The 18,217-nt window shown below is 61.3% G+C and carries 18 protein-coding genes, 1 pseudogene and 1 riboswitch; of the genes and pseudogenes, 13 read left to right on the top strand and 6 right to left on the bottom strand.

The genetic code is table 11. The annotated features are described in order from the left end of the window. The first annotated feature begins 61 nt into the window (after nucleotides 1–61). Complete coding sequence (locus tag BLU37_RS20020) at nucleotides 62–790, top strand: murein L,D-transpeptidase catalytic domain family protein (RefSeq protein WP_090210974.1); 729 nt, start codon at nucleotides 62–64, stop codon at nucleotides 788–790. 112 nt (nucleotides 791–902) lie between these two features. Here the strand turns inward: BLU37_RS20020 and BLU37_RS20015 are convergent. Then, a pseudogene (locus tag BLU37_RS20015) lies at nucleotides 903–1,151 on the bottom strand (MFS transporter); the annotation flags it as partial. A gap of 237 nt (nucleotides 1,152–1,388) precedes the next feature. Here BLU37_RS20015 and BLU37_RS20010 point away from each other — a divergent pair. The 3 genes from BLU37_RS20010 (at nucleotide 1,389) to BLU37_RS20000 (ending at nucleotide 5,724) form a co-directional block, all read left to right on the top strand. Beyond that, the gene (locus BLU37_RS20010; protein ID WP_090208017.1) at nucleotides 1,389–3,308 is read left to right on the top strand and encodes a HAMP domain-containing methyl-accepting chemotaxis protein; all 1,920 of its coding nucleotides are present in this window, start codon (nucleotides 1,389–1,391) and stop codon (nucleotides 3,306–3,308) included. A 78-nt stretch (nucleotides 3,309–3,386) separates the two neighbouring features. Beyond that, nucleotides 3,387–4,100 carry a class I SAM-dependent methyltransferase gene (locus BLU37_RS20005; protein ID WP_090208014.1) on the top strand — a complete coding sequence of 238 codons (714 nt, stop codon included), beginning with the start codon at nucleotides 3,387–3,389 and terminating at the stop codon, nucleotides 4,098–4,100. Between the two features lie 167 nt (nucleotides 4,101–4,267). Then, nucleotides 4,268–4,338: riboswitch (Fluoride riboswitch) on the top strand. A gap of 78 nt (nucleotides 4,339–4,416) precedes the next feature. After that, on the top strand, nucleotides 4,417–5,724 hold the full coding sequence (locus tag BLU37_RS20000) for a voltage-gated chloride channel family protein (RefSeq protein WP_090208011.1): 1,308 nt from the start codon (nucleotides 4,417–4,419) through the stop codon (nucleotides 5,722–5,724). Between the two features lie 69 nt (nucleotides 5,725–5,793). Here the strand turns inward: BLU37_RS20000 and BLU37_RS19995 are convergent, their stop codons facing one another. Further along, nucleotides 5,794–7,509 (bottom strand): amidase, encoded by a 1,716-nt coding sequence (locus tag BLU37_RS19995; RefSeq protein WP_090208009.1) that lies wholly within the window; start codon nucleotides 7,507–7,509, stop codon nucleotides 5,794–5,796. A gap of 436 nt (nucleotides 7,510–7,945) precedes the next feature. Here BLU37_RS19995 and BLU37_RS19990 point away from each other — a divergent pair, with 436 nt between their 5' ends. After that, nucleotides 7,946–9,970, top strand: a complete 2,025-nt coding sequence (locus BLU37_RS19990) for a methyl-accepting chemotaxis protein (RefSeq protein ID WP_090208004.1) — start codon at nucleotides 7,946–7,948, stop codon at nucleotides 9,968–9,970. A gap of 10 nt (nucleotides 9,971–9,980) precedes the next feature. Here the strand turns inward: BLU37_RS19990 and BLU37_RS19985 are convergent, their stop codons facing one another. Next, the gene (locus tag BLU37_RS19985) at nucleotides 9,981–10,214 is read right to left on the bottom strand and encodes a hypothetical protein (RefSeq protein ID WP_232000360.1); all 234 of its coding nucleotides are present in this window, start codon (nucleotides 10,212–10,214) and stop codon (nucleotides 9,981–9,983) included. 133 nt (nucleotides 10,215–10,347) lie between these two features. Here BLU37_RS19985 and BLU37_RS19980 point away from each other — a divergent pair, with 133 nt between their 5' ends. The 6 genes from BLU37_RS19980 (at nucleotide 10,348) to BLU37_RS19955 (ending at nucleotide 15,001) form a co-directional block, all read left to right on the top strand. Further along, nucleotides 10,348–10,914 (top strand): hypothetical protein, encoded by a 567-nt coding sequence (locus BLU37_RS19980; RefSeq protein ID WP_090208000.1) that lies wholly within the window; start codon nucleotides 10,348–10,350, stop codon nucleotides 10,912–10,914. Nucleotides 10,915–11,220: 306 nt separating this feature from the next. Then, nucleotides 11,221–12,297: a DUF1176 domain-containing protein gene (locus BLU37_RS19975; RefSeq protein ID WP_090207997.1), complete on the top strand. Its 1,077-nt coding sequence runs from the start codon at nucleotides 11,221–11,223 to the stop codon at nucleotides 12,295–12,297. Nucleotides 12,298–12,608: 311 nt separating this feature from the next. Continuing rightward, nucleotides 12,609–13,088 (top strand): DUF6882 domain-containing protein, encoded by a 480-nt coding sequence (locus BLU37_RS19970; protein ID WP_232000358.1) that lies wholly within the window; start codon nucleotides 12,609–12,611, stop codon nucleotides 13,086–13,088. 236 nt (nucleotides 13,089–13,324) lie between these two features. Further along, the gene (locus BLU37_RS19965; RefSeq protein WP_090207991.1) at nucleotides 13,325–13,654 is read left to right on the top strand and encodes a DHCW motif cupin fold protein; all 330 of its coding nucleotides are present in this window, start codon (nucleotides 13,325–13,327) and stop codon (nucleotides 13,652–13,654) included. 33 nt (nucleotides 13,655–13,687) lie between these two features. Continuing rightward, nucleotides 13,688–13,891, top strand: coding sequence for a hypothetical protein (locus BLU37_RS19960; protein ID WP_157696395.1), 204 nt, complete (start codon nucleotides 13,688–13,690; stop codon nucleotides 13,889–13,891). 45 nt (nucleotides 13,892–13,936) lie between these two features. Beyond that, a complete protein-coding gene (locus tag BLU37_RS19955; protein ID WP_090207985.1) occupies nucleotides 13,937–15,001 on the top strand; it encodes a DUF1176 domain-containing protein in 1,065 nt (354 codons plus the stop codon). Nucleotide 15,002: 1 nt separating this feature from the next. Here the strand turns inward: BLU37_RS19955 and BLU37_RS29520 are convergent, their stop codons facing one another. The 3 genes from BLU37_RS29520 to BLU37_RS19940 form a co-directional block, all read right to left on the bottom strand. After that, nucleotides 15,003–15,179, bottom strand: a complete 177-nt coding sequence (locus BLU37_RS29520; protein WP_232000356.1) for a hypothetical protein — start codon at nucleotides 15,177–15,179, stop codon at nucleotides 15,003–15,005. Between the two features lie 237 nt (nucleotides 15,180–15,416). Then, nucleotides 15,417–16,073 carry a hypothetical protein gene (locus tag BLU37_RS19945; protein ID WP_010448764.1) on the bottom strand — a complete coding sequence of 219 codons (657 nt, stop codon included), beginning with the start codon at nucleotides 16,071–16,073 and terminating at the stop codon, nucleotides 15,417–15,419. A 40-nt stretch (nucleotides 16,074–16,113) separates the two neighbouring features. Continuing rightward, complete coding sequence (locus BLU37_RS19940) at nucleotides 16,114–16,548, bottom strand: hypothetical protein (RefSeq protein WP_090207983.1); 435 nt, start codon at nucleotides 16,546–16,548, stop codon at nucleotides 16,114–16,116. A 177-nt stretch (nucleotides 16,549–16,725) separates the two neighbouring features. Between BLU37_RS19940 and BLU37_RS19935 the strand changes: the two genes are divergently transcribed. Together BLU37_RS19935 and BLU37_RS19930 are read left to right on the top strand one after the other, a co-directional pair. Continuing rightward, nucleotides 16,726–17,673 carry a helix-turn-helix transcriptional regulator gene (locus BLU37_RS19935; RefSeq protein WP_090207980.1) on the top strand — a complete coding sequence of 316 codons (948 nt, stop codon included), beginning with the start codon at nucleotides 16,726–16,728 and terminating at the stop codon, nucleotides 17,671–17,673. A 152-nt stretch (nucleotides 17,674–17,825) separates the two neighbouring features. After that, a complete protein-coding gene (locus tag BLU37_RS19930; protein WP_090207977.1) occupies nucleotides 17,826–18,119 on the top strand; it encodes a hypothetical protein in 294 nt (97 codons plus the stop codon). The last annotated feature ends 98 nt before the right edge of the window (nucleotides 18,120–18,217 follow it).

Raw genomic sequence — 18,217 nt, 5'->3', positions numbered from 1 at the left:
CAGCCGCGATCGCGCACCCCATGGATGCATGACCTGCATTGAAGGCGGAGACGTTCTCTACATGCTGACATCTTGCTATCGACTCTGCCTGATCATTCTGACCCTGGCCACGTCCGGTGGTTCGGCCCTGGCCGCCAGCGCCGCGAAGCCGACGCTGTATGGCAGACTCGCCCACGCCGCGCCGGAACTCAACCCCCTGGTGCTGAAAAACGCGCTGAATGCCATGCAATGCGCCGTCCGCCAGGGTCATGAACAATCCGAACGCCTGGCCGTGATCGACTATTCACTCCCCTCCACGGCCCGGCGCCTGTGGATCTTCGACCTGCGCAAGAAGACCCTGGTACTACGCGACCTGGTCGCCCACGGGCAGAAGTCCGGGGAAAACTTCGCCACCCGCTTTTCCAACCGAGAGGGCAGCTACCAATCGAGCATCGGCCTGTTTCGCACCCAGGAAAGCTACGAAGGCAGCCATGGCTACTCGTTGCGCATGGATGGACTGGAGCCGGGCTTCAATGATCGCGCCCGCGATCGCGACATCGTGATCCACGCTGCGGACTACGTCAGCCCGCTATGGAGCAAGCGCGAAGGACGCATCGGCCGCAGTCAGGGCTGCCCGGCCGTACGCCCACAGGTGGCGAAACAGGTGGTCGACAAACTCAAGGATGGCCAGTTCATGTTCTCCTGGTACCCGGACCGCCACTGGCTGAAATCCTCGGCCTACCTCAACTGCAAACCGCAGCAGATAGCCAGTGCCAAGACCACGGGCAGCAGTACGGCGAAGAAGCGCTGAAGCTGGTTTGCTGGCAATTATTGCAAGCCGGCAACTGGCATCTTTGCTGCTGACACACCGCTATCGCCAGCAAGCCGGCTCCCACCAGGGCAAACCCGCAGAGCACCGGCCCCAAAGCGCTCAACAGCCCACCGATCGTGAAGCAGACCAAGCGCTTGTCCTGAAGCAGAATCCGCCCCACGCCGATAAAGGACACCGGTGCACGGGTACGATCGACCGGCGCCAGATCCCGGTCGCCGAACGGGTAATACGCCAGGAAAGCCAGGGCGCCCAGCAGCGCGGAAACGATGAACGGCAACCGGCCATCCAGATGGGCCAGCCCAGCGCCCACGAACGGCCCCACGGCATAGCCCGAACCGATCCCGGCAGGGCGCACTGGCGTCTTCTGACTAAAGATCAGCAGTATCACAGAACTCGTATGCCCCGTCATGCCCCCCTCTTGCGCTACCGCACAAGGCATTTGCGCCAAAAATACCTGCGGTTTTACCCACCTAGAAACATAAAGTTTCAAATTTACTGACCGATACCCCGGCTGTGTCCTGCTTGACTCAGAGCAGCCCTTCCCTATCAGCGGTTTGTCCCGGCGGAGATTGTCCGAATGCTTGCCCCACTTAACAGGATGCTGGAGAACATCAGTGTCAGAGCCAAGCTCACTCTGGGCTTTGGTATCGTCATGCTGCTGACCCTGCTGATTGCGACCACCGGCTGGCTCGGCATCCAGGCCCTCGGCGAACGCAGCGACCGGATCCTCGATATCGCCAAGCTCAACGACTTGACCCGGGACGTGCGCAACGGACGGCTGCTCTACAGTGCCAACCCCGACGCCGAGCGCGCCGCGGCGGTGGTCAAGCTGCTCGATGACATCGACAGCCAGCTGGCCCACGACCGTTTGGTGTTCCATTCGCAGGCAAGCCTGCCGCTGCTCGAAACCGCGAACATGGTCGCCAAGAGCTATCGCGCACATTTCAATGATTTCAGCCAGGCCGTCCAGGCCCGCGATGCAACCCGTGCGGTATTTGGTGGCCACGCCGATGCCGCCGTCGCGCAACTGAAAAAACTCATGGAGATGGCCACCTCGCCAAGCGGCGACCAGGCCCAGATCGACAGCCTGGTGAAAGCACAGACCCTGGTCCAGCAGGCGCGCTTCCAGTTGCGTGGCTACAGCTACAGCCTCAAGCCCGAGTTGCAGAAGCCGGCCCGGGACGCGATCGAGGAAGCCATCGCCTACAGCCAGGCACTCGCTACCCGGCTCCCAGCCGCCATGACCGCCGACGTGCAGGGTCTGCAGCAGGCCATGAGCCGTTACCGCGACACCGTCGCCCTGTTCGCCGAAGCCCAGGCCAAGGCCGATAGCGCTCAAGTGCAGATCGATGGCGACATCAAGAACCTGCTCGCCACCACCCAGCAATTGGCGCAAGACCAGATCGACCAGCGTCAAGACGATGTCCTGGACGCGCGCAACTTGCTCGCAGGAGCCCTGCTCGCCGCAATGCTGCTCGGCATCTTCGCCGCCTGGACCATCACTCGGCTGATCGTCGGCCCGCTGATGGAAACCCTGCGCCGAGCCGAACAGGTGGCCAACGGCAACCTCAGCGATAACGCCGTGGTTTCGCGCCGCGACGAGTTGGGCCAGCTGCAACTGAGCATGCAGCGCATGACCCTCAATCTGCGCGAACTGATAGGTGGTCTGCGCGACGGCGTGGTGCGTATCTCGGGAGCTGCCGAGCAACTCTCGGCGATCACCGAACAGACCCGCAACGGGGTCAACAACCAGCGACAGGAAACCGATCAGGTCGCCACCGCCATGAACGAAATGGCGGCCACCGTGCAGGAGGTCGCACGCAACGCCGAGCAGGCCTCCAGCGCGGCAGTCAGTGCCAGCCAAGAGGCCCGCGCGGGTGACGAGGTACTGGCCCAGGCGATGGCGCAGATCGAACGGCTGGCTGGCGAAGTGGGCAACTCCACCGTGGCAATGAACGATCTCAAGCAGGAAAGCGACAAGATCGGCAGTGTGCTCGACGTCATCAAGTCGGTGGCACAACAGACCAACCTGCTGGCGCTCAACGCCGCCATTGAAGCGGCCCGGGCTGGTGAGGCCGGTCGTGGTTTCGCCGTGGTGGCCGATGAAGTGCGCAGCCTGGCACAACGCACCCAGAGCTCCACCGAAGAAATCGAGCAACTGATCAGCGGCCTGCAAGGCGGCACCGACAAGGTCGCCATCAGCCTGGAAAGTAGCCGCGCCCTCACCCACAGCAGCGTCGAACTGACCCGCCAGGCCGGCGCATCGTTGCATGGCATCAGCGAGTCGGTGCAGGCCATCGAATCGATGAACCACCAGATCGCCACGGCGGCCGAAGAGCAAAGTGCGGTGGCCGAAGAGATCAATCGCAGTGTGATCAATGTACGCGACATCTCCGAACAGACCTCGACGGCCAGCGAGGAAACCGCCTCATCGAGCGTCGAGCTGACCCGTCTGGGCAATCACCTGCAGATGCTGGTGGGCAAGTTCACCTTGTGACGATACGGGACACACTAGCCACACACGTGCATTCAGTTCCACACTGCCAGGGTCACCCTTCCTCGCAAGGCAGCTGAAATGCACGACGATCCCTCGAAAGCCCTGATCGACAGTTGGTCCGGCAACGCCCAGGCCTGGGCCACGGCCATTCGCGAGGGACAGATACGCAGCCGCCGAGAGATCACCGACGCGGCGATCATCGCCGCCGTTCGGCCGTACCTGCCGGGTCGGGTGCTGGACGTGGGCTGTGGTGAAGGCTGGTTGTGTCGAGCCCTGGCCGAGCACGGCGGCCAGCTCACCGGCATCGATGTTTCAGCACCACTCGTGAAGCTTGCCGGACAGGCCGGCGTGGGCGACTTTCGTTGCATGTCCTACGCACAGGTGATCGCCGAACCGCAACGAATCGGCGCGGATTTCAAGGTGATCGTCTGCAACTTCTCTCTGCTCGACGAACAGACCGCAGAACTGCTGGCCGCCCTCGCCCACACCGCCCGTCCCGATGCCCGCCTGATCATCCAGACGCTGCACCCATTGTGCGTAGAGCCGCCTTACACGGATGGCTGGCGAGTGGAACATTTCGACGCCATGGGCGTCGGTGACTGGCAACCCATGCCCTGGTTCTACCGCACCCTCAGCAGTTGGCTCACCACCCTCGTGCCCGCCTGGCAGTTGGAGTCGATTGAGGAGCCAAACCTACCTGGAGCGCCGTTGCCGGCGTCGCTGATACTCAAGGCCAAGATCGATGAGAAGGAACTGGAGCGCGTGAGGCGATTGTCTGGCGCCCACAGCTAATGCTCATGCAGCCCCCCATACAAACGCCCAGACCCGTTCGGGGGTTATGCCGCTTAAAGAAAGAAGGCGTTTCTCAGCCCTCCGGCGGTGACCTCGACGGGAAACTTGCCGCAGAAACCGCCCAACCTGTAACAAGATTTTACAAGCACATCACCACTGGCTATGATCGGCCTTCCGGAGATGGCATTCCTCCGTACCCAACCGCTGTGCTACTGCAGCTGATGATGCCTACAGACACCTGATCGCACAGGACTGTAGGCGCATGCATGCAGAACTCCTGTGGGTCAGACTCCTTCTGATTCATGTGACTGACCCTATGTCCAGACTTTCACGCCCTGAACAACTCGATCTTCTGCTCTATCTCGGCAAATGGCTGCTATTGGCCAGTGCCGTGGCCCTGCTGGCCGGTAGCGCGTCGGCGTTTTTCCTGTTCTCGCTGGATCAGGCCACCCAATGGCGCGAAAGCCATCCCTGGGTGATCTGGCTGCTGCCGCTGGCCGGCCTCGCCGTTGGGCTGATCTATCACGGGTTAGGCAAATCGGTCGATGCGGGCAATAACCTGCTGATCGATGAAATCCACGACCCGAAAAAAACCGTGCCGCTGCGCATGGTGCCCCTGGTGCTCGGCGGCACGCTGGTGTCGCACCTGTTCGGCGCCTCGGTGGGCCGTGAGGGCACTGCCGTGCAGATGGGCGGCGCGCTGGCCGACCAACTGAGCCACTGGCTGCGCCTGCGCCAGGAAGACCGGCGGATCATCCTCATGGTCGGTATCAGCGCCGGCTTCGCGTCAGTGTTCGGCACGCCGCTGGCCGGAGCGTTGTTCGGGCTGGAAGTGCTGACCATCGGCCGGATGCGTTATGACGCGCTCTTCCCCTGCATGGTCGCAGCTATCGTCGCCGACCAGGTTACCCAGGCCTGGGGCATAGCACACAGCCATTACCCGATTGGCGAAGTGGTGTCGGTGCAGTTCTGGAGCATTGCGGCAACGGTGCTGGCCGGTATCGTCTTCGGCCTCGCGGGCCTGCTGTTCGCCACTGCCACTCATCGGCTGGGCGCCTGGATGAAACGGCTGATCGGCTATCCACCGCTACGTCCATTGCTCGGGGGCATGGTGATCGCCGTGGCCGTCTGGGCGCTGGATGCCCATCAGTACATCGGCCTGGGCATTCCAGGCATCAACCAGTCGTTCCAGGCACCGGTCGCACCGTGGGACTGGTTCGGCAAGCTGGCGTTCACCGTGGCCTCGCTGGGTTCCGGGTTCAAGGGCGGTGAGGTCACGCCACTCTTCTACATCGGCGCAACCCTGGGCAACGCCCTGGCACCGTTGCTGCACCTGCCCTTCGCCATGCTCGCCGGGCTCGGTTTCGTCGCCGTGTTTGCCGGGGCGGCCAATACCCCGCTGGCAACCATCGTCATGGCCATGGAGCTGTTCGGTCCCGAGATCGCGCCGTTCGCCGCCATCGCCTGCATTGCCAGCTACCTGGTGTCCGGCCATACCGGCATCTACAACGCCCAGCGTGTGGGACAAGGCAAGCATCGCGGCGAGTTACCCGAAAGCGTACGCCTGGGCGAAGTGAAGCAGTACCGGGCGCAAGCCAGGTCCACTGAGAAAGACAAGGAATAAGCCGCACGACTCGAGCTTGAAATGAACCACCGGGATTGGCGCCAGCGTGGCGCCAATCCGCTGCGGTGATTACGGCTTGCCGGCGACCAGGGCCGGTGTGCGCGGCGGGATCAGGCGCTTGCTGCCGGTCGACTCGAAAGCCGCCGCCAGACTCAACAGCGTCGAATCGTCGTAGGCACGACCGGCGAAAGTCAGCCCCACCGGCATGCCGATATCGGCCATCACTCCCATCGGTACGGTGACTGTCGGCACGCCCAGGTGACGGATCGCCAGGTTGCCATTGGCCACCCAGACTCCATTACTCCAGGCAATGTCCGCCGACGCCGGGTCGACATCGGCATTGGCAGGGCCGACGTCGGCCACGGTCGGGAACAGCACCGCATCCAGCCGCCGATCCTGCATCCAGTCTTCGAGGTCGATGCGCCGGGTCTGTTCCAGCCCACGCAACCCGTTAGGCAACGTACTGATCTCGTTCCACGGGGTGATGCCGCGCTCGGCCATGCGCACGTACTCATCCATACCCGCCGCCAGGTCGCCCTCGCGGTTTGGCAGCGTGCCCGGGTCGTGGGGGAAAATCAGCGGACCGTCGACATCCACCAGGCGGTTCAGGTGAGGATCGCCGTTGGCCCGCAGGAAATCGTCGAAGGCCCAGGCGCTCAGGTCCCACAACTCATGGTGCAGGAACTCCTTGGACACCAGCCCACGGTTGAACACCGTCGGCGCGCCGGGGCGGTCGCCCTCGCAGTTGGACACCAGCGGGAAATCCACCTCGATCACTTCGGCACCGGCGGCTTCCAGGGCCTGGCGGGCCTGTTGCCACAGTTCGATCACCGAAGCACGGGTGTTGATGCGCTGCCCGGTCGGGCCGCCAATACCCGGCGCTTCGCTGGTACCGGCCTCGGGGTCGGCATTGATGAACATGCGCGGCACCCCCAGGCGCTTGCCAGCCAGCGCCTCGGCGCCGACCGCCAGGGCCGCATAGGATTCGGGCCGCACCGACATCACGCTCGGAATCGGCACCCAGGGCTGCAGACGCCACAGGTCGCCGCGCGTGTCGGGGTCTTCGGCGACCACCACATCGAGCACTTCCAGCAGGTCGGCCATGGTCCGGGCGTAAGGCACCACCACGTCCATGGTCGGCGTCAACGGCCAGTTACCGCGTACCGAAATCACCCCGCGCGATGGGGTGTAGGCGCACAGGCCGTTGTTCGACGCCGGGCCACGACCGCTCGACCAGGTTTCTTCGGCCAGGCCGAAGGCGCAAAAGCTCGCGGCTGTCGCCGTACCCGCACCGTTCGAAGAGCCCGAGGCAAAGGGTGCGGTCAGGTAGTCGGCGTTGTACGGGCTTTCGGCCCGACCGTAGACGCCACGCTGCATACCACCGTTCGCCATCGGCGGCATGTTGGTCTTGCCCAGGCAGATCGCCCCGGCGGCACGCAGGCGCTCGATGGTGAAGGCGTCGCGATAGGCAACCAGCTTGGCAAACGCCGGGCTGCCGGAAGCGGCGGTCAGGCCCTTGACCAGGTAGCTGTCCTTGGCCGTATAAGGAATGCCATCCAGCGGGCCCAGCGTTTCGCCTCGGGCTCGGCGGGCATCGGAGGCCCGCGCTTCGTTGAGTGCTTCGGGGTTACGCACCACCACGGCGTTGAGGGCGGTGGGTGTGTTGGCGCCATCGTAGGCATCAATCCGCGCGAGATAGGCCTGGACCAGCTCTACCGCCGTGGTCTGGCCGGATTCGAGCGCGGCGCGCAATTGCGCGATGGAAACCTCGGTTACTTCGATCATGCTGTTACCGTGGGCTGCTGATAGGGGGAGGCAGTGATTGCAAACGCCTCATCTTACCCCAGCCACCGACGCGGCTCACGTGCTCGACCGCGATGCTGGCGTATCTGATGACGGAACTGCGCGAGTGGATGTGCGTGGATCTGTCGAACGCACCGACAGAAAATGACTATCGGTCGCATGCCCACCCCTGCTTTGCCGCCCACGCTCCGAAAATGATGCCAAAATGACATCGGCTCATCATAAACGTTCAGATATTGTACAAAAATATATATTTGTACAATTTTCTATAAAGTTATTACTTTAGCTCCCGATACGCTCAGGGAAGAAATTCCTTACATCCAAGCGTGTTATTCGCCGAAACGGCCAATAACAATCCGAGAAACGGACTGTTCTCACACACACTCATCAAGTACCCCTAGCGGGCTGTGAGAACGATATGAATATTCTGACCCCTGCCATTAACCTGGCCAATCGCTTGCGCTTCCGCACCAAGTTCGGACTGCTGGCGATCATCATCCTGATCCCGCTGACCCTGCTGGGCACACGCGTTATCAATCAGATCAACGACAGCCTCGACGTCATCCGCTCGGAACAGATCGGCCAACGCTACCTGATAGAAGTCACGCCGGTGCTGCGCTTATCCATGTTGCAACGCGCGCTCACCCACCGATTGCTCAGCGGTGATCAAACGGCCGTAGCCGAGGTACAGGCAAACCAGATAAAACTGGAAGACGCCTTTGCAAAACTCGAAACCACCGACCGGCAATTCAACAGCCTGCTGGAAACCGGCGACCGTGTACAACGCCTGCATAGCAGCGCCCAGCGCTTGATCGAACGAGCGAAATCCGCAGCCAACCAAGGCACGATGTTCGATGACTGGAACGACCAGCTCACCGAAACCTTGAACTTCATCTACTTCGTGTCCGCCACCTCGGGGATGGTGCTGGACGAGGACTACGCCTCGCTGTTCATGATCGACCAGAGCACCTTGCGACTGCCCCGCCAGATCAACATCGTCGGCCAGTTGCGGGGCATGGCCGGCGGTCTGCGTGACGGGCAAACGTTAAGCGCGGGCACACGTGGTGCGATCAAGGCCACGCTCAAAAATGAAATGCTGACCCGCAACGAGCTGCTGCAAAGCCTCGCGCTGCTGCGCCGCAAAGAGCCGGCCCTGACCGACCAGATTCAAACGCCGATTACCAGCGCCTTGGCGGGCCTGGACAGTTTCCGCAATGGACTTGAGGGCCTGCTCGCCTCAACCAGCGAAACCATCGGCGGGGTGCAGAATCTGCCTGCCCAAGGCAACGCCGTGGTCGCCGACTTGTACAAGGCACAAGACGCCCTGCAGCAAGCGCTGCAAACCACGCTGGAACAGCGGGTGCAGGACAAAGTCTCGGAACGCACGGTTATTCTTAGCACATCCATGCTGCTGGGATTGCTGCTGGTGTACGCGTTCAGCGGTATCTACAGCGCCATGCGCAAAGCCATTCACGAAGTACTGGCCGTCACACAGCGTATTGCCCAGGGCGACCTGACCGCCCGGGTACAGGTGCAAGGCAAGGATGAAATGGCCGACGTCAGCAACGGTCTCAACCACATGGTGCAGGCCTTCAGCGCATCGCTTGCGCAGGTTGAGCGCAGCTCGCAGTCCGTGTCCGAAGCGGCCACCCGTATGAGCCTGTCCATCGAACGCGCCAAACACGCAATGAATGCCCAACAAGGCGAAACCGAACAGGTTGCCACCGCCATCAACGAAATGACCACCAGCGTCGCCGATGTGGCGCAGAACACCGAGGGTGCAGCGCATGCGGCCGAACACGCCAGCCGGGCGTCCAACCTAGGCCTGGCGAAGATGCAGGAAACCCGCGAGACCATCGAAGCCTTGGCCGGTGAAGTGGAACTCAGTGCGCAGAGGGTTTCGGCACTGGCCCTGCACAGTGAACAGATTGGCGGCGTCATCGCGGTGATCGGCAATATCGCCGGTCAAACCAACCTGCTGGCCTTGAACGCCGCCATCGAAGCCGCCCGTGCCGGCGAACAGGGCCGTGGCTTTGCCGTGGTAGCGGACGAGGTGCGGAGCCTGGCTTCGCGCACGCAGACATCCACGGAAGAAATCCGCACCATCATCCAGGAGTTGCAACAAGCCACATCGGTGGCCGTCGAGCAGATGACCGCCGGCCAACTGCGCGCCCAGGCCTGTATCGAGTCGGCCGATCAGGCTTCGAGCAGCCTGGATACGATCAATGCCGGGGTGGAACAGATCGTTGGCATGAACACCCAGATCGCCAGTGCGGCGGTTCAACAACACGCCGTGTCGGAAGACATCAATCGCAACGTGACCGAGATTCGCAACGGCAGTGTGCAACTGATGCAGGGCATCGACGACAACGCGATGACGGCCAAGGAACTGTCACTGCTGGCAGGCGATCTGCGCACGATGGTTTCGCGGTTCAGGTTGTAGTTGCGGGATGTTACGTAGGTAGGCGTCGAAGCCGGTGATGGTCGAACGCCACTCCAGCCTCGTTGTGATCAAGATAATCCAGAACAATCTCAGCCCCATTCCTCAAACCCGCCTGAGCCAGCGGATGATCGCCCAATACTGGATCGAATTGCTCGTAGGCGTTTGACATCAGTCCTGAAATTTCTTCAAGCGCTTCGATGAACTCGTCTCTCAATTTGTTGCCCTGACAATAAATAGAAGGCATGTAGCTGTACTTGTGGACAGCTCGCATAAGTGCCTTCATTAATGCGAAAATGATAGCATTTAGACACCACCCATCCGCAGAGCGGCCGCTTCCAACGCGCCATCCTGTGGGTTTAGTTCAACAAGGAAGAACTGTGCGATCGTTACGCCCTCTGTCATATCTCAAGCTATCGACGGCCCTGCTGGCCGCCGCCCTCACCACCGCCTGCTCCAACAACTACCACTACAAGGATTACCAAGGCGAGTGGGCGCCGGAGTTGATGAAACCCTATGACCTGTCCGATAACACCATCGATGCGCCGGTTGTGTATTTCGCGACCATCAAGTACCGCGCACTTGGCGTACCCTTCCACCGGCTGCTACTGGCAACGGCAGTGGATGACCAACCGCTGCCAGGTGCCGGACGTCGCTCGATTCTCGATGTTTCCGGCATGCAGGCGCTCAAGTTGACACCTGGCAAACACTCACTGACTTGGTGCTGGGTCTCGATGAATGCACTGGGTACCGGCGGTGCCAAGTGCGGCTTCGGCGCGCGCGATGTCGAATTCCGCACGGGCCAGCGTTATGTCGTGGACTTTTCGACTCGCGAAGATGTCAACGGGCCTCCGGGACGTCAGGAGTCGGTCATTACCATCAAATCCGAGATTCGGAATCTGGACACGAAAGAAGTGGTTTATCCGGTTGCAGGTGCGGCGCAGTAATCCCCCATCAATGACCTCGCGAACGTGCTGTATGACGTAATCAATGCCGGTCTGTATCTATCGACAGGAGTACCCCGTCGATACGATCCAGACTCCATCGATTGAATGAGGCGGCCCTGGAGCTGACAGCTATCCCTTTTGCCATCCGCCAAGCACTTTTACGTGTGCCGGGACAAGACGGCCCGCTCAGCCTTGCACATCGATTGTGAGCACTCTGCTTTTTTCTGTGCTCCGCAACCAACGGTTAACCGTCCCGGTTGATTCGTGGCCTAATACCGCCGCTCGCAATCTCCAGGTAATGCGCTTATGGCCCACCCTCTCGTCGCCCTGCTCCTAGCCGTCACCAGTTGCGCTGCCTATGCGGAAGAACAGGTACCGCTCTACCGGGAGATCAAGGACTGGGTGATCGCGTGCGATAACATTCGCTCGTGCACCGCCATCGGCGCAGTCCCCATGCGCGACGATAATGGCGGCCGGCTCACCTTCAGCCTGCGTATCATCCGCGAAGCGGGACCGGCAGGCGCGTTGCGGGTCGGGGTCTTCAGCTATAACCCCATTACGGGCAAGCCACTGCTCGACGGCAAGCCGCTGCGAACTTCCCTGGCAGCTGGCGAGCTGAAAGACGGGGATGTACCCGAGGTCCTGAGTGCGGCAGGCGATCAGGCCAAAGCGCTGATCGCAGAGTTGCGTAATGGTCACGAACTGACCCTTCCCACCCGGAATGGCCAGTCGTTCGCATCCCTGGCCGGCATGAGCGGGGCGCTGCTGCTGATGGACTTGGTACAGGGCCGGGTCGGCACCGTCACAGCGCTGGTACGCCAGGGGGCGGCCAGCGCTGTAATGCCCGCCCCACACCGCCCAACCCTGCCCCCGTGGTACCCTCCAGTGGCGCTGGACCCGGCTCAGGCCCGACACATACGGGATGTGGTCATGGCGGCCACACACACTTCATGGCAGCAGAATAAACTCGACGACACCCCCGCCGAAGGCGAAGCCTTTGCCTTGAGTGATCGCCAAGCGCTGGTGGTTATCAAGACCGATTGCGCCGCATACAACTGTTCATACCACCTGTACGAAACACCCATCGCCCATCCCGAACAAGCCCGCCCTGCCAGGATCGACGCAGTGCCCCGGATGCCGGACATGCTGCCCAACGGCAGCATCCAGTTCGATCCGGCCAACGGGGAACTCAGCAGTCATGAACTGGCAATGAGCATGGGAGGATGCGGTACGTCCCTGCACTGGCAATATGACGGCAGCGCTTTCAGGCTGACCCGAGCCGCGCAAATGACCCTTTGCGTAGGGCTGAACGAGGCCTACTGGCCCGTGCTGTGGCGGAGCCCGGCACTTCCCGCCGCCGTTGGGCCTGCGCGCGTTGAATGAGTCAGGCTTTCTCGAAGAGAGGCTGCCTGGAGTGAAACCACTGGCCCAGGGTGCGTCGAGCCTGTGTTCGAGTATCAGATAACGTGCCCCGGTTGCAACGGCCGAGGTAGCTCACCCTCTTTCGTGAGCAATTCCCCACAGTGCTGCGCCCAATGCCATGGCCCGGGCATTCACCAAGCTGGTGCCAAACATTCACTGGAACGGCGCCTTGGGCCGGGTCATTCACGTTCGAGCCGGCCCCCACCTACAAATGGGTTTGTGACAAAATCCCGAGACATCGCAAAACCTGGATGAATACCTAAGGAAGACAAGTGTCGGAACACACATTTGAAAGACTGCTGGAAACGGCCATGGCGGCGTTGATGAGCAAGCAGGAGGAACTCCAGCGGCTCTACACACTGGGTGACATGGAACGTTGGTGGCTCGACCAGGAAAGCGCCACCCTGAAGTTCTTCGATGCGCACGACAGGTTGGCCGTCGAGGCGCAGATACTCAACATTGGATCTTTCTCACCCAAACACTCAAGTTGGAAGTGGGCCTGGAGCAATCCCACGGTGCCACAAGCACTTCGCGAACAAGCCCTCCCCTTGAAGGAACTGCAGGCGATTACGGGCTACGAGCTATTTGGCAATGACGAGGCAGTGGCCCTCGAAGATGAGTCCATGGCCTGGGAACTGACGGCTATCGCCGTTCAGCATCTGGGTGCGCTGGGCTGCTACCGAGCACCGTCACCACCCGACGGGCCGACAGTCTTTCTGGCCATCACCAGCCTGAGGCATGCCAGTCACTGACGTTTTTGCCCGAAGCCATCACCTTTTGAAAAGAGTCGGTAAGACGTCTGTTTTTCGCGCAGCTATTCGAAGGGACTCACAAAGGAAGTGGTTTATCCGGTTGCAGGTGCGGCGCAGTAATCCCCCATCCATGACCTCGCGAACGTGCTGTATGACGCAATCAATGCCGGTCTGTATCTATCGACAGGAGTACCCCGTCGATACGATCCGGATTCCATCGATTGAATGAGGCGGACATGGAGCTGACAGCTATCCCTTTTGGAACGACCGACTGGTCGAAGATCGAAGCGACCGTGCACCCGGGAGAAACCGGTACGGCCTACTGGCGCACCTGCCAGTTCGGGACGATACGGGTGCGACAGGTCGAATACAGTCCGGGCTACCTTGCCGATCATTGGTGTCGCAAGGGACACATTTTGCTCTGCCTGGAAGGCCAACTGGAGACCGAGTTGGAAGATGGCCGTGAATTCACCCTGACAGCGGGCATGAGCTACCAGGTAGCTGACAACGCAGAAGCGCACCGATCATCAACCAGCACCGGCGCCACACTCTTTATTGTGGATTGAACGAGGCTGTCACACGTGCCTGGCCAGGTGGACATGGCCCTGCTCCGTGCCGCCTATGCTCTGGAGACCAAGTTTGAACCGCACAAGGATGTGCTGTTCATCGACAACTCGGTGTCGCCATACGCCAAGCACTTTTACGTGTGCCGGGACAAGGCTGCCCGCTCAGCCTTGCACATCGATTGTGAGCACTCTGCTTTTTTCTGTGCCCCGCAGCCAACCATTAACCCTCGCGTTTGATTCGTGGCCTAATACCGCCGCCCACAATCTCCAGGTAATACGCTTATGGCCCGCCCTCTCGTCGCCCTGCTCATCGCCGTTACCAGTTGCACTGCCTACGCAGAAGAACAGGTACCGCTTTACCGGGAGATCAAGGATTGGGTGATCGCCTGCGATAACACGCGTTCGTGCACAGCCATCGGTGCAGTCCCCATGCGAGACGATACTGGCGCCAGGCTCACTTTCAGCCTGCGGATCACCCGCGAAGCAGGGCCTGAAGGCGCATTGCGGGTCGGGGCGTTCAGCTATAACGCCGTTGCTGGCAAGCCCCTGCTCGACGGCAAGGCGCTGCGCACGTCCATGGCCGCCAGCGCGCGGAAAGACGGTGATGTCCCCGAGGTCCTGAATGCGACAGGCGATCAGGCCAAAGCGCTGATCGCAGAGTTGCGTAATGGCAACGAGTTGATCCTTCTCACCAAGGATGGCCAGTCCTTCGCATCCCTGGCCGGCATGAGCGGGGCACTGTTGCTGATGGACTCGGTGCAGGGCCGTGTGGGCACCGTCACGGCCCTGGTGCGCCAGGGGTCGGCCAGCGCCAGCGATGTGCCACCCGCCCCGGCAGCCCCGACCCTGCCCGAGTGGCGCGCCCCGGTGGCGCTGGACAAGGCTCAGGCCCAGCACATACGGGACGCAGCCATGGCGGCCACGCGCGCGTCATGGCAACAGGACCAGCTCGACGACACACCGGCCGAAGGCGAAGCCTTTGCCTTGAATGATCGCCAAGCACTTGTGATCATCAAGACCGATTGCGGGGCGTACAACTGTTCATACCGCCTGTATGAAACGCCCATCGCCCATCCCGAACAAGCCCACCCGGTCAGGATCGACGCAGTGCCGCAGATGCCGGACATGTTGCCCAACGGCAGCATCCAGTTCGATCCGGTCAGCGGGGAGCTCAGCAGTCATGAACTGGCAATGAGCATGGGAGGATGCGGTACGTCCCTGCACTGGCGCTACGACGGCAGCGCTTTCAGGCTGACCCATGCCGCGCAAATGACCGTCTGCATGGGGCTGAGCGAAGCCGACTGGCCCGTGCTGTGGCGAAGCCAAGCGAGCCCTTCCATCCGTTGAGTCAGGCAGTCTTTTCGCCGAGATGCTCAACACCGGGAAACAACTGGCCCAGGGTACGTCGAGCCTGGGCCGCGTCCAGGTACGCATACAGCAGTTCAGTCAACTGATGCAGGTCCATAGGTCTACCCGCCACGATCGGTGTGCACATCCACAGCTTGATCCGCAGCCCGCCTGCCACTGGCCAGGCATCCGGCGCAACCAGTGACTTGAAACAGCCAGGCCTGAGAACAGGCGCACGGCTGAACGCGGCGACGGAAAAAATCAGCGTCGTGGCAAACCAGATGCCGAGGCAGACCGAGAGCAATCCCGGTAGCGCACATACCAGCGCCTTGCCAAGTGCTCATGAATATCCAAGGCAGCCCTGGGGCCGTCGGCCCGAGCCTGGAGGCCATCCAGATGAGCCTCGCGCCCAAGGTTATCCATGGGCCTGCAACATCTCCAGTCGTCGTTGCGCGTAAGCCGCATCACGGTAAGCGACCAGCAGCGCCAGCACTTCGTCGTTGTCCAGTTTGCGTCCCCCCGTGGCCAAGCCGGCAGACATGACCCGGATCTGCAACCGGGGACGTTTCAGCGACAGGGCCTGGTTGCCAAAGAACTGCAGTTTCACCACACGGTGTTTCGGCAACACCGCGTCACTGCTCATGTCCAGCGTCTGCATCATGACCAATCCCTCGTCCTTGACCGAGATGTCTTCCACCTGGGCCAGGTCGACCGGTCCCTCCAGCGTATCGACAAATAGTTGACGACGGGTCAGGCGCATGAAGACCTGGGTACCGGAATTACGGTGCTGCCAGGTCACGGCTGCCGCTATCAGGGTCATGAACCCCGTACAGATGAATGGAGCGAGGCGATCCATGCGCAAGGCTATGACCATGAGCACCAGCGAGCCGATCAGCAACACTGGCCCCCACACCCGATAACGGCGGGAATTGGTGAATTCGGTCTGCTCGGGCACTCGCTCGATCACCTGTTTGAGTTCGGCGATCACTCGGTCGCGCTGGGCCGCATGGGACTGATCGTATTCGGCACCGAGCGGGCCGGACAGCGGGTCGAATGGTTCAGGAATGGTCATGGGTAGAGTCCTTCGTTGCCAACGGTACGGGCCGGCATCGTTATTTCTGTGCGTTGAGGTAATCCGTGAGGAAGGCTTGGGCATTGCCCTGGTTGGACAGTCCTTCGGAATAACCGACAGTCATTTCCTGCGCTTCGCCGGGCAGGTACAGTTCACCGCCCCAGGTACCCGGGACGATCAGTACCACGAACTTCTGCCCATCGACCGTGGTGGAATAACGCGTGTCCTTGCTGGTCTTCTCGACCTTCATCTTCTGAATACGCATGTTCCAGTCGTGGTCGACCCCTTCGATCTGCACCAGCGCTTCGTTGGCGCTGCGATCACCGATGCGCAAGGTCCAGACCTTGACCCCTTGCGTACCCTGGTAGGCGACCACATTGTCGGCCACGGCCGGGCGCTCTTCAGCATGAGCCAGGCCCATCCAGAGGGTCAGCGACGCGACCAACAGGGCCATCCATTTGCGATAAACAAGCATCGTTTTCGATCTCGAATTGTCAGAGGACAGGTATTGAAGTAGGCCCAGGCCGCGCTGCCAACCCGGTAGGTCGGTTCGCACAACAAACAGGCCGTCAATCACAACGACTGACGCTCAAGGTGTGTTCGCGTTAACATGTTTGCGACAGGCCGCCATCCTCCATGGACGTGTTTACCGATGCCCCCTCAAACCCCCTATCTGGACACCGACTTCTACTTCGACCGTCCCGCCTCGCTGGCGCAAGCAGGCGTATTCGATACCCGCAGGACACCCGTAGTGATGGGCAGCGCCATCGGCCACTATCGCGCGCATACCGTGCGCGAAAGCCTGCAATATTTCGATTGCGACCTGCAGTTTCCCGAGCCCCTGAGCATCCACAAGGTGCTGCCCGACAGCCTGTGCATCGTGCATGTGCTCGACGGCGAGTGGCAGCACAGCATCGACGGTACGCTCAACCGCTACACCACCGGCAAGTTGCACGCGCTGGGCCTGAGCGAAAGCATGGAGGCGCAGGACCAGTTACCCCCCGACAGCCACGCACGCATGGCCGGGCTGCGCATTGCCGGTGGCTACCTGCGCGAGTTGGCAGAGGAGGACGAGAGCCTGAAATCCCTTCTGGGTCTACTGGAGGACGGTGTGTGCTTTACCCGGCTGTCGCACTGCCCGACGCTGAGCCGCCTGCTCGAACAACTCTATTACTCGCCCTACCAGGGTGCACTGAAACGCTTGCACTACGAGAGCCTGAGCCTGGCGCTGCTGGTCGAGCTGGGCGCTCACCTCAATGACCATCCTGCGACCGTCAGCACACACGTACGCGGGCAACGCGACCTGGCTCATGAAGCACGACGCCAGCTCGACGCCGACCTGATCGATCCGCCCACCACGTTGGCCCTGGCCCAGCGCCTGGGCGTGGGCGAGACCACCTTGCGGCGGGCCTTTAGCCAGGTGTTCGGTCGCTCAATACTGGAATACGTACGCCAGCAGCGCATGGAGTTGGCGCGCACCCTGCTCAGGCAGCGCAAGTGGCAGGTCTCGCAGATCGCCTACCGCCTGGGCTACGCCAATCCCGCCAACTTCTGCCATGCCTACAAAGCCTTCTATGGGCACCCGCCCGGTACCGAGTAGGCCCGGGAAGATGCACGCCGAGAGTATGACCGCCTGTCGCTACTGTTATTTCTGACAGTAGCGGGCGTGCCTCGGACACAGGAAAATCCTGCCTATCTGAAAAGGTATTCGGGTGGTCTTTCAGGTCATCACTCAATGATCAGGAGTCATCCATGACCAACCATGTCATCGATTCACAAACCATCACCGCCGAGCCGGATGACACCCTCGAAATCACTCGATGGCCTGGCTCGCAGTTGGCCGGCGACAAGGCACTTTTCGTAGGCAATATTCCAGGACAAGTGGGGCAGAATATCCCCTGCTATACAGCGGAAGTGGTGCGCACCACTGTAGGGAGCGTCCACGTGGTCAAGGTCACGGTTCCAGACATTCCCCGAGTGTTTTACAGCCTTTACCTGAACACGGGTGGCGCCTTCGTTCGGGTAATCGGCGTTCAACTCAGGTAACCCGCGGATCGGCTAGCCACGACGCTTTTACTGGAAACCTGGAGGGAGTGCCTCACCTGGGCACTCCTCTTCCTGGGTTGGTCGGTCATGGACGACGT

The sequence above is a fragment of the Pseudomonas asplenii genome, from assembly GCF_900105475.1.
GTDB classification, from domain to species: domain Bacteria; phylum Pseudomonadota; class Gammaproteobacteria; order Pseudomonadales; family Pseudomonadaceae; genus Aquipseudomonas; species Aquipseudomonas asplenii.
This window is presented reverse-complemented; position numbering and strand designations above follow the sequence as displayed.

Excerpts from the sequence above, each read along its gene's own strand:
- BLU37_RS20020 (WP_090210974.1), top strand. The coding sequence starts at position 62 with ATGCTGACATCTTGCTATCGACTCTGCCTGATCATTCTGACCCTGGCC.
- BLU37_RS20010 (WP_090208017.1), top strand. The coding sequence starts at position 1,389 with ATGCTTGCCCCACTTAACAGGATGCTGGAGAACATCAGTGTCAGAGCC.
- BLU37_RS20005 (WP_090208014.1), top strand. The coding sequence starts at position 3,387 with ATGCACGACGATCCCTCGAAAGCCCTGATCGACAGTTGGTCCGGCAAC.
- BLU37_RS20000 (WP_090208011.1), top strand. The coding sequence starts at position 4,417 with ATGTCCAGACTTTCACGCCCTGAACAACTCGATCTTCTGCTCTATCTC.
- BLU37_RS19995 (WP_090208009.1), bottom strand. The coding sequence starts at position 7,509 with ATGATCGAAGTAACCGAGGTTTCCATCGCGCAATTGCGCGCCGCGCTC.
- BLU37_RS19990 (WP_090208004.1), top strand. The coding sequence starts at position 7,946 with ATGAATATTCTGACCCCTGCCATTAACCTGGCCAATCGCTTGCGCTTC.
- BLU37_RS19985 (WP_232000360.1), bottom strand. The coding sequence starts at position 10,214 with ATGCCTTCTATTTATTGTCAGGGCAACAAATTGAGAGACGAGTTCATC.
- BLU37_RS19975 (WP_090207997.1), top strand. The coding sequence starts at position 11,221 with ATGGCCCACCCTCTCGTCGCCCTGCTCCTAGCCGTCACCAGTTGCGCT.
- BLU37_RS19965 (WP_090207991.1), top strand. The coding sequence starts at position 13,325 with ATGGAGCTGACAGCTATCCCTTTTGGAACGACCGACTGGTCGAAGATC.
- BLU37_RS19960 (WP_157696395.1), top strand. The coding sequence starts at position 13,688 with ATGGCCCTGCTCCGTGCCGCCTATGCTCTGGAGACCAAGTTTGAACCG.
- BLU37_RS19955 (WP_090207985.1), top strand. The coding sequence starts at position 13,937 with ATGGCCCGCCCTCTCGTCGCCCTGCTCATCGCCGTTACCAGTTGCACT.
- BLU37_RS19945 (WP_010448764.1), bottom strand. The coding sequence starts at position 16,073 with ATGACCATTCCTGAACCATTCGACCCGCTGTCCGGCCCGCTCGGTGCC.
- BLU37_RS19940 (WP_090207983.1), bottom strand. The coding sequence starts at position 16,548 with ATGCTTGTTTATCGCAAATGGATGGCCCTGTTGGTCGCGTCGCTGACC.
- BLU37_RS19935 (WP_090207980.1), top strand. The coding sequence starts at position 16,726 with ATGCCCCCTCAAACCCCCTATCTGGACACCGACTTCTACTTCGACCGT.
- BLU37_RS19930 (WP_090207977.1), top strand. The coding sequence starts at position 17,826 with ATGACCAACCATGTCATCGATTCACAAACCATCACCGCCGAGCCGGAT.